This is a genomic window from Pseudoduganella sp., from assembly GCF_041914865.1.
Taxonomy (GTDB): Bacteria; Pseudomonadota; Gammaproteobacteria; order Burkholderiales; family Burkholderiaceae_D; genus Rugamonas.
Genome location: NZ_JAYSCO010000075.1, coordinates 19,177 through 27,746 on the forward strand (window position 1 = coordinate 19,177; position 8,570 = coordinate 27,746).

At 64.1% G+C, this 8,570-nt stretch carries 5 protein-coding genes; 3 read left to right on the forward strand and 2 right to left on the reverse strand.

Annotated features, from left to right (window positions below; translation table 11 throughout):
- Positions 1-9: 9 nt before the first annotated feature.
- Together dacB and ACE3TQ_RS24075 are read right to left on the reverse strand one after the other, a co-directional pair.
- Complete coding sequence (gene dacB, locus ACE3TQ_RS24070; protein ID WP_374585777.1) at positions 10-1,518, reverse strand: D-alanyl-D-alanine carboxypeptidase/D-alanyl-D-alanine-endopeptidase; 1,509 nt, start codon at positions 1,516-1,518, stop codon at positions 10-12.
- Positions 1,519-1,527: 9 nt separating this feature from the next.
- Positions 1,528-2,766 carry a nucleoside recognition domain-containing protein gene (locus ACE3TQ_RS24075; protein ID WP_374585779.1) on the reverse strand — a complete coding sequence of 413 codons (1,239 nt, stop codon included), beginning with the start codon at positions 2,764-2,766 and terminating at the stop codon, positions 1,528-1,530.
- Between the two features lie 134 nt (positions 2,767-2,900).
- Between ACE3TQ_RS24075 and ACE3TQ_RS24080 the strand changes: the two genes are divergently transcribed.
- From ACE3TQ_RS24080 to ACE3TQ_RS24090, 3 genes are all read left to right on the forward strand, one after another.
- Positions 2,901-4,589 carry an ABC transporter substrate-binding protein gene (locus ACE3TQ_RS24080; RefSeq protein ID WP_374585781.1) on the forward strand — a complete coding sequence of 563 codons (1,689 nt, stop codon included), beginning with the start codon at positions 2,901-2,903 and terminating at the stop codon, positions 4,587-4,589.
- Positions 4,590-4,681: 92 nt separating this feature from the next.
- A complete protein-coding gene (locus tag ACE3TQ_RS24085) occupies positions 4,682-7,438 on the forward strand; it encodes a TonB-dependent receptor (protein WP_374585783.1) in 2,757 nt (918 codons plus the stop codon).
- Between the two features lie 115 nt (positions 7,439-7,553).
- Positions 7,554-8,507 carry an LD-carboxypeptidase gene (locus ACE3TQ_RS24090; protein ID WP_374585785.1) on the forward strand — a complete coding sequence of 318 codons (954 nt, stop codon included), beginning with the start codon at positions 7,554-7,556 and terminating at the stop codon, positions 8,505-8,507.
- The last annotated feature ends 63 nt before the right edge of the window (positions 8,508-8,570 follow it).

Here is an 8,570-nt window from a genome sequence, read left to right on the forward strand (position 1 = left end):
TTTAGACGGTCATGGGGCCGCGCTGCGGGCGACCCAGTCGATCATGCCGTCCACGATGGCGCGGCCGTTGCCGTTGCCGGTGCGGTCGTGGTTGACCATCACCACCACGATGCATTGCTGGCCGTTGGCGTCCGGCACGTAGCCGGCGATGGCGACCACGTTCTTCAGGGTGCCGGTCTTGACGCGGGCGCGCATGGCGGCCGGGCCTTCCTTCAGGCGGCGCTTCATGGTGCCGTCGATGCCGGCGATCGGCAGGCTGGTGAGGAATTCGGGCATCCACAGCGATTTCTGCGCGGCTTTCAGCAGGCCGGCCATCTGCTGCGGGCTGAAGCGCTCGATGCGCGACAGGCCGGAGCCGTTGTCGAACACCATGCCGGTATCGTCGATGCCTTGCGCGCGCAGCCAGTTGCGGACCACCATCTCGGCGCGCGCCTGGGTGGTCATCGGTGCGGGCGCGTCCTCGCCGCCGCCCGGCACAGGCGACCCGGCCTGGTCCTGCAGCGGGCGGCTGCCCAGCACCGGGTCGGCCTGCAGGCTGCCCAGGCTGAGGAAAATCGTGCGCGCCAGGCCGTTGTCGGATGGCTTGTTGGTGTCGCGTACGATTTCGGGCAGCGTGCGGCTGACGTGTTCGGCCAGCAGCGTGGACTCGGCGCTGTTGAAGGCGCGCGACTGGTCGGCGGAGGCCTCGATTGCCCTGCCGGTGAAGCTGCCGCCCAGCCGTTCCCAGGTGGCGCGGAACAGGCGCTCGGCGTAGTCGGTGCGGTCCATCAGGTTGACCACGTTGGTCTTGCTGCAGTTGCGCGGGAAGGTGCCCTTCAGCACCAGGGTCAGGCGCGAGCCGCTGCGCACGTATTCCGGCATCTGCCAGCCTTTTTCCCAGTTGGCGCAGTCGGTATCGACCAGGGTCATCTCCGAGCGCACGCGCACGTTGGCCAGCTCGGGCAACGCGCTGGCCTTGATCGACTTGCCGTCGGACGTGATGTCCAGCGTCTGCAGGTTCATGTTCAGCAGCAGGGCGTCGGGGATCAGGTTGTAGTAGGCCTCGGGCGACTCGTCGAACGGCGGCACGCCGATATCGTTGCGGGCGGGCTGCCACAGCTGGCGGTCCAGCACCAGGTTGCCTTCGATCTTGCGGATGCCCTTGGTGCGCAGCTTTTCCAGCATATGCGTGAAGGCGTCGGCGGTCAGGTCGCCATCGGCGCCGCCGCGCAGCACCAGGTCGCCGTACAGCACGCCGCGCGCCACTTCGCCCGTGGTGCGCAGCTCGGTGCGGCCGCGGAATTGCGGGCCGAGCGTGTCCAGGCCGACCATGGTGGTGAACAGCTTCATGGTCGATGCCGGATTGAATGTGCGCCCGGCTTCGTGCGATACCAGCACCTGGTCGCCGCGCAGCACCAGCGCGCCGATGGCGTCTTCCGGGATGCCCTTTTCGGCGGCCAGGCGGGCGATCGGCTCCGGCAGCGCGGCATGGGCGGCGCAGCTGGCGGCCAGCAGGGTTGCGAAGAGTTGGCGGCGCATGGCGGCTCCTTAACCGAAGAATACGTAGGCGACTGCGATGGCGGTCAGCACACCGGCCAGGTCGGCGATCAGGCCGCACGAGATGGCATAGCGGGTCTTGCGGATGCCGACGGAACCAAAGTACAGCGCCACGATGTAGAAGGTGGTATCGGCCGAACCCTGGAAGATGCAGGCCAGGCGGCCGACGAAGGAATCCGGGCCGTAGGTGGTCATCGCGTCGATCATCATGGCGCGCGAGCCGGAGCCGCTGAATGGCTTCATCAGCGCGGTCGGCAGCGCCGGCACGAAGTCGGTGCGCAGGCCAAGCGCGGTGAACAGCCAGTTGAAGCCGTCCATCACCAGCGTGAACACGCCCGCGTTGCGTAGCACGCTGATCGCCACCAGCATGCCCACCAGGTAGGGGATCACGGTCAGCGAGGTCTGGATGCCGCCCTTGGCGCCTTCGATAAAGGCTTCATACACGTTCACGCCCTTGCGCAGCGCGCCGATGATGAAGATGGCGATGATCGAAATCAGGATCAGGTTGGACGACACTTTCGACACCACTTCGATCTGCTCGCGCGTCAGGAAGGCGGTGAAATACCAGATCAGCGCGACGATGGCGCCGGTCATGCCGCCGATCCAGCCCAGCAGGACCGGGTCGAACAGGTTCAGGCGCTGCCGGATGCCGACCGCGATAATGCCGGTCATGGTGGCGGCATAGGTGGCGATCAGGCAGGGGATGAAGATGTCCGACGGGTCGGCCGCGCCGAGGATGGCGCGCTGCGCCATGATCGCCAGCGGGATCAGCGTCAGGCCCGAGGTGTGCAGCACCAGGAACATGATCTGCGCGTTGCTGGCGGTATCCTTGTTCGGGTTGAGCGACTGCAGGCTCTCCATCGCCTTCAGCCCGAACGGGGTGGCGGCATTGTCCAGGCCCAGCAGGTTGGCCGAGAAATTCATCACCATATGGCCGGTGGCCGGGTGGTCTTTCGGCACTTCCGGGAAGATGCGCGAGAAGAACGGCGAAATGACCTTGGCCAGCCAGCCGATGGCGCCGGCCTTTTCGCCGATATTCATGATGCCCAGCCACAGCGTCATCACGCCGGCCAGCGGCAGCGCAATGTCCATCACCCCCATCTTGGCCGATTCAAACGTGCCGTCGATAATCTTCTTGAAGATTTCCGTATCGCCCATGAACAGCCATTGGATGATGGCGGCGGCGAAACCGACGAGGAAAAACCCGGACCAGATGTAATTAAGGGACATGGATGTGCTTCTTCTAATGGGATGACCAATTTTGCAGCGAAAGTATAGGGCCAGCGGATGAAAGAATGCGGGGCTGGCATGTAAAAAAGTTATAAGCTGGCGCATTGCCGCCCACTGGCTTATGCTCCTGCCGCATGAAAAAACTTCGTGTCCTCGCTACCGCCCTTGCCCTTGCCGCCGCCGGCCTTGCCAGCGCGCCGGCCGCGCTGGCCGCCGACAAAGTCCTGCACGCCTTCCTCTCCACCGGTGAAACCGGACTGGACCCCGCCGTGGCCTCCGACCTGGCCAGCCTGAGCCTGCTGGAAAACCTGTTCGACCCCATGCTGCGCTACGATTACAGCGCGCGCCCGGTCAAGCTGGTGCCGAACAGCCTGCGCGAAATGCCGAGCAGCGACGCCAGCGGCACGGTCTGGACCTTCCGCCTGAAGCCGGGCATGTATTTCAGCGACGATCCGGCTTTTAAGGGAAAAAAGCGCGAAGTTACGGCCGCCGACTACAAATACGCCATCGAGCGCCTGTTCGACCCGGCGATCAAATCGCCCTGGCTCTTCATGTTCGAGGGCAAGCTGGCCGGCCTGGAAGTGCCCGACAAGTACACGCTGCGCCTGCGCCTGAAGGCGCCCGACCCCAGCCTGCTGTTCTACCTGGCGCTGCCGGCCACCGGCGCCGTGGCGCGCGAAGTGGCGGAAGCCTACGGCAGCCAGCTGGGCAACCACCCGGTCGGCAGCGGCCCCTTCGTCATCGAGGAGTGGAAGCGCAGCGACAAGATCACGCTGGCCGCCAACAAGGGCTACCACCAGGTGTGGCAAGGCCAGCGCCTGCCGCTGGTGGACAAGGTGGAAGTGAAGATCATGGAGGAGTACCAGTCGCGCGTGCTGGGCTTCCTGAACGGCGAATTCGACTATATAGAGCAAGTGCCGGAGTCGATGCGCGATATGGTGCTCGACCCGTCCAGCGCGCAGCCGGTGCTGAAGAAGGAGCTGGCCGCGCGCGGCATGGTGCTGTCGCCCTTCCCCGTGCTGCAGACCTATTACATGTGGATGAACATGGATGACCCGGTCATCGGCGGCTACAGCAAGGAAAAAGTCGCCCTGCGGCGGGCCATAGCATTGGGTTATAACGGTCCCGAGGACGTGGCCCTGCTCAAGAAAGGCCTGGCGCTGCCGGCGCAAAGCCCACTGCCGCCCAATGTGCTGGGTTACGACCCGGCCTACCGCAGTCCCATCGGCTACAACCCCAGGCTGGCGCGCGCCCTGCTCGACCGCTACGGCTACAAGCTGGGCAAGGATGGCTTCCGCAGCCAGCCCAATGGCCAGCCGCTGGCGCTGGTCATGCACAGCGAGCCGACCATGGTGGGCCGCCTGCGCGACGAGCTGTGGCGCAAGAACCTGACCGCGCTCGGCATCCGCGTCAGCTTCAAGACCGACAAGAAGACCGAGATCATCAAGGCCAGCCGCCTGGGCAAGGTGCAGATGTTTGAAACCAACTGGATTGCCGACTTTCCGGATGGCGACAACTTCTTCCAGCTGTTGTACGGTCCCAACAGCGGCCGCGCCAACTACGCCCGTTTCAACCTGCCGGATTACAACAGCCGCTACGAGAAAGCGCGCCAGCTGGGCGACGGGCCGCAGCGCCAGCAGCTGTACCGCGAGCTGAACCAGCTGATCCACGCGTACAACCCCTGGGTGCTGCTGATCCACCCGATTTCGGCCGATATCCAGCAACCGTGGCTAAAAAACTACAAGCGACATCCGGTCGAACTGACCAATTGGCGCTACCTGGACATTGAACGAAAAAGTAATATGACGCCTTCATTACATTAAGTTATGGACGCAACAGCAATTTTCATTGGATGACAAGTTTTCTATACGGCTAACCTGCATTCATATAACTATTTCTACTTGGGAGAGAGCCCGTGAAGGTAAAGAAGCTGGCGCAACTGATTGCGCTTATCGGAGTAGTAAGCCCTGCCGTGGCGCAGCAAGCTGCCCAGCCAATGCAGCGCGTGGAGATCACCGGTTCCAGCATTAAGCGCGTCGCTTCCGAAGGCGCCCTCCCAGTCCAGGTCATCACGTTCGACGCGATCAAAAAAGCCGGCATCACCAGCACGGAAGACCTGCTGCGCACGATTTCCGCCAACGGCACCGGTGCCGACAATATGACTTCCGGCAATAACGTGTTCGGCGCCGACGCCGACCGCGTCTCCGGCGGCGCCTCCTTTGCCTCGCTGCGCGGCCTGGGCCCGAACGCCACCCTGGTGCTGCTGAACGGCCGCCGCGTAGGCAACCATGGCGCCTCCGGCAAGGCAGTCGACCTGAACTCGATCCCGCTGGGTGCGATCCAGCGCGTGGAAATCCTGAAGGACGGCGCCTCCGCCATTTACGGCACCGACGCCATCGGCGGCGTGGTCAACTTCATCCTGAAGACCGATTACACCGGCCTGGAGCTGGAAGCCAGCTACAACGCCACCGAAGCCGGCGGCGGCATGCAGCGCCGCTACTCGGCTTTGGGCGGCTGGGGCAGCCTGGCCGACCAGGGCTGGAACGTGATGGCCAGCGTGACGCACGACGTCAACGACAAGCTGTCGTCCAGCCAGCGCGACTTCGCCAACGGTTACCAGCCGGCGCGCGGCCTGTCGCCGGACACCACCGGCACGCCCTACGCCAACATCCTGACCGGCGCCGGCACCGCCCTTGGCACCGGTTTCAAGGTGAACGGCGACAACACCACCTACCTGCAGGCCAACCCGCTCAGCTTCCAGGGCAAGTGCGACTCGATCGAAGGCATGTCGCAGTATGTGACCGAGCTGTGGAAAGACGTCACCGCGCCGACCCGCACCAAATACTCCTGCGCCTACGACTACGGCGCGGACTATGTGATCAGCTTCCCGGTGGAACGCACCAATGCCGTATCGCGCGCGACTTTCCAGCTGAGCCCAGAGCACAAGCTGTTCGCGGAACTGCTGGGCTCGCGCAGCGAAGCGACTGCCGAATTGACCCCGGTCCAGATTTCCACCAGCCTGGCCAATGGCGCGGCCTACCCGGTTGGCGGCCCGTACTACCTGGACATGACGCAGTACATCCCGAGCTACGACAAGACCAAGCCGATCATCTACAAGTGGCGCTCGACGCCATGGGGCAACCGTACCCAGAAGAACGTCACCGAGAACCTGCGCGGCCTGGTGGGCCTGGAAGGTGTACTGGCCGGCAAGTACGACTATAAAGTCGGCCTGTCGCGTGCCCAGAGCACCACCAAGACCGACCTGATCAACGGCTACGGCTGGACCGACAAGATTTACGCCGCCCTCGGCAGCGGCAAGATCAACCCGTGGCTGCAGCCGGGCCAGAGCCAGACGGCCGACGCGATGCAGCTGATCGAATCGACCAAGTTCTATGGCCGCTTCCAGCACGGCAAAACCACCATGACCCAGCTGGACGGCTCGATTTCCGGCGAAGTCTTCCAGCTGCCGGCGGGCGCGGTCTCGATGGCGGCCGGCGTCGACCTGCGCCGCGAAACCTACGAGTTCGCCCAGGACGTGGATGCCACCAAGATCCTGCTGGCACCGGGCAACGCGACCCAGAAGGAAGTGAGCCGCAATATCCGCGCCGTGTATGCCGAAGCCCTGATCCCGATCATCAAGGACCTGGAAGTGCAGCTGGCCGTGCGCCGCGACGATTATTCCGTGATCGGCGCCACCACCAACCCGAAAGTCTCGTTCCGCTGGCAGCCGACCCAGAACCTGATGTTCCGCGGCTCCGCCTCGGAAGGCTTCCTGGCGCCAAGCTTCGTCCAGCTGTACGCCGGCCGCCTGTCGCAGGAGCTGCCGAATGGCGTGATCGACCAGGAAGGCTGCGCCAAGCATCCGGGCGACCCGGCCTTCTGCGCCATCCCGCGCCTGAACTACAACACCGGCGGCAACCCCAACCTGAAACCGGAAACCTCCAAGCAGGGCACCCTGGGCGTGGTGGTGGCACCGATGGAAGGCCTGACCGCCTCGCTCGACTTCTGGGCCATCAACATCCAGGACCGCATCCTGAACCGCACCCCGCAAGTGGTGCTGAACAACTGGCAATACCTGCAGGAATACATCATCCGCAACCCGCAGACCGGCGTTATCGACCACGTGGAAGCGGGCTGGATCAACGCCGCCGGCCTGAAAACCCGTGGCCTGGACATCGGCCTGCGCGGCGACTACAAGATTGGCACCTACAAGACCGTGGCCACGCTGGACGGCACCTGGATGAAGTCCTTCAAGTTCGCCGAATTCGAAGGCCAGCCGTACAAGGAGCAGGTCGGCAAATTCGCCACCCGCGACGTCTACCTGCGCTGGAAGCACAATGCCAGCGTGAGCGTGGCGCGCGGCGACTGGAGCGTGCTGTTCACCAACAAGTTCGCCTCGCACTACGCCGACCAGGTACCGAACGGCGGCAAAGGCACCCCGCCGGCCGGCTTCGACCCGATGGTGCGCCACTACAGCATCTTCGGCGTGTCCGGCACCTACACCGGCTTCAAGAACACCACCATCACGGCCGGCATCCAGAACCTGTTCGACAAGGACCCACCGTTCACCGCCCACAACGTGGACGAAGTGGTGGGCGCCGGCTGGGACCCACGCGTCGCGGATGGCCGCGGCCGTTCCTTCGCCTTCAACATCAAGTACAAGTTCTTCTGACTTGATTGATCGGCGCAGTTTTGGCCGAATCGTGGCGGCCGCCCTGGCCGCCACCGCTTTGCCGGCAACGGCGGCGGTGGCGGCGGGCGGCCGTCCTGTTTCCCGAAAGCCCAGCATGAAGCTGATCAAACCGCCGCGCCTGAAGCAGGGCGACACCATCGGCCTGGTCGCCCCCGGCGGCCACACAGACGCGCCCGCCATTGCCAAGGCCATCAAGAACATCGAAACGCTCGGCTTCCGCGTCAAGCCGGGCCAGCACCTGGACGCCGTGTACGGCAACTACGGCGGCGTGCCGCAGCAACGGCTGGACGACCTGCACGCCATGTTTGCCGACCCCGAGGTGAAAGCCATCTGGGCCATCCGCGGCGGTTCCGGCTGCATCCAGCTGCTGGCCCACCTCGATTACGAGCTGATCCGGCGCAACCCCAAAATCCTGCTCGGCTACTCCGACATTACCGCGCTGCACCTGGCGATCCAGAAAAAAGTCGGCCTGGTCACCTTCCACGGCCCGGTGGCATCCTCCACCCTGTCCGACTATTCCAGCACGCACCTGCTCAACGTGCTGATGCGGCCGGAGCCGGAATACGTCATCCCCATGGCCGTGGAAAACAGCCGTAAAGCCGTGGACGAACCGCACTTCGCCTTGCGCACCGTGGTTTCCGGCGTAAGTGAAGGCCCACTAACTGGCGGCAACCTGTGCCTGGTGAGCGCCCTGGTCGGCACCGAATACGCCGCCAATTACAAAGGCGGCATTTTGTTCCTGGAAGAAGTCAACGAAGCCCCCTACCGCATCGACCGCATGATGATGCAGCTGCACCTGAGCCAGGGGTTCCAGCACGCCGCCGGCATCATGCTCGGCATTTGCGAAAACTGCGGCCCGCAGGACGAAGACATCTCCCTCACGCTGGATGAAACCACCGACCAGCACCTCAAGCCGCTGAAAGCCCCCGCCGTGACCGGCTACAGCTTTGGCCACATCCGCCACCAGTTCACCATCCCCATGGGCATCCGCGCCCGCCTCGACACCCAGCGCCAAACCCTCACCCTGCTCGAACCCGCCGTCATTTAGAGTCGAGATTCGGGGTCAGGTCTGGCAATCGGACACGGGCTCAACAGTAGGCGGAGCCTACTG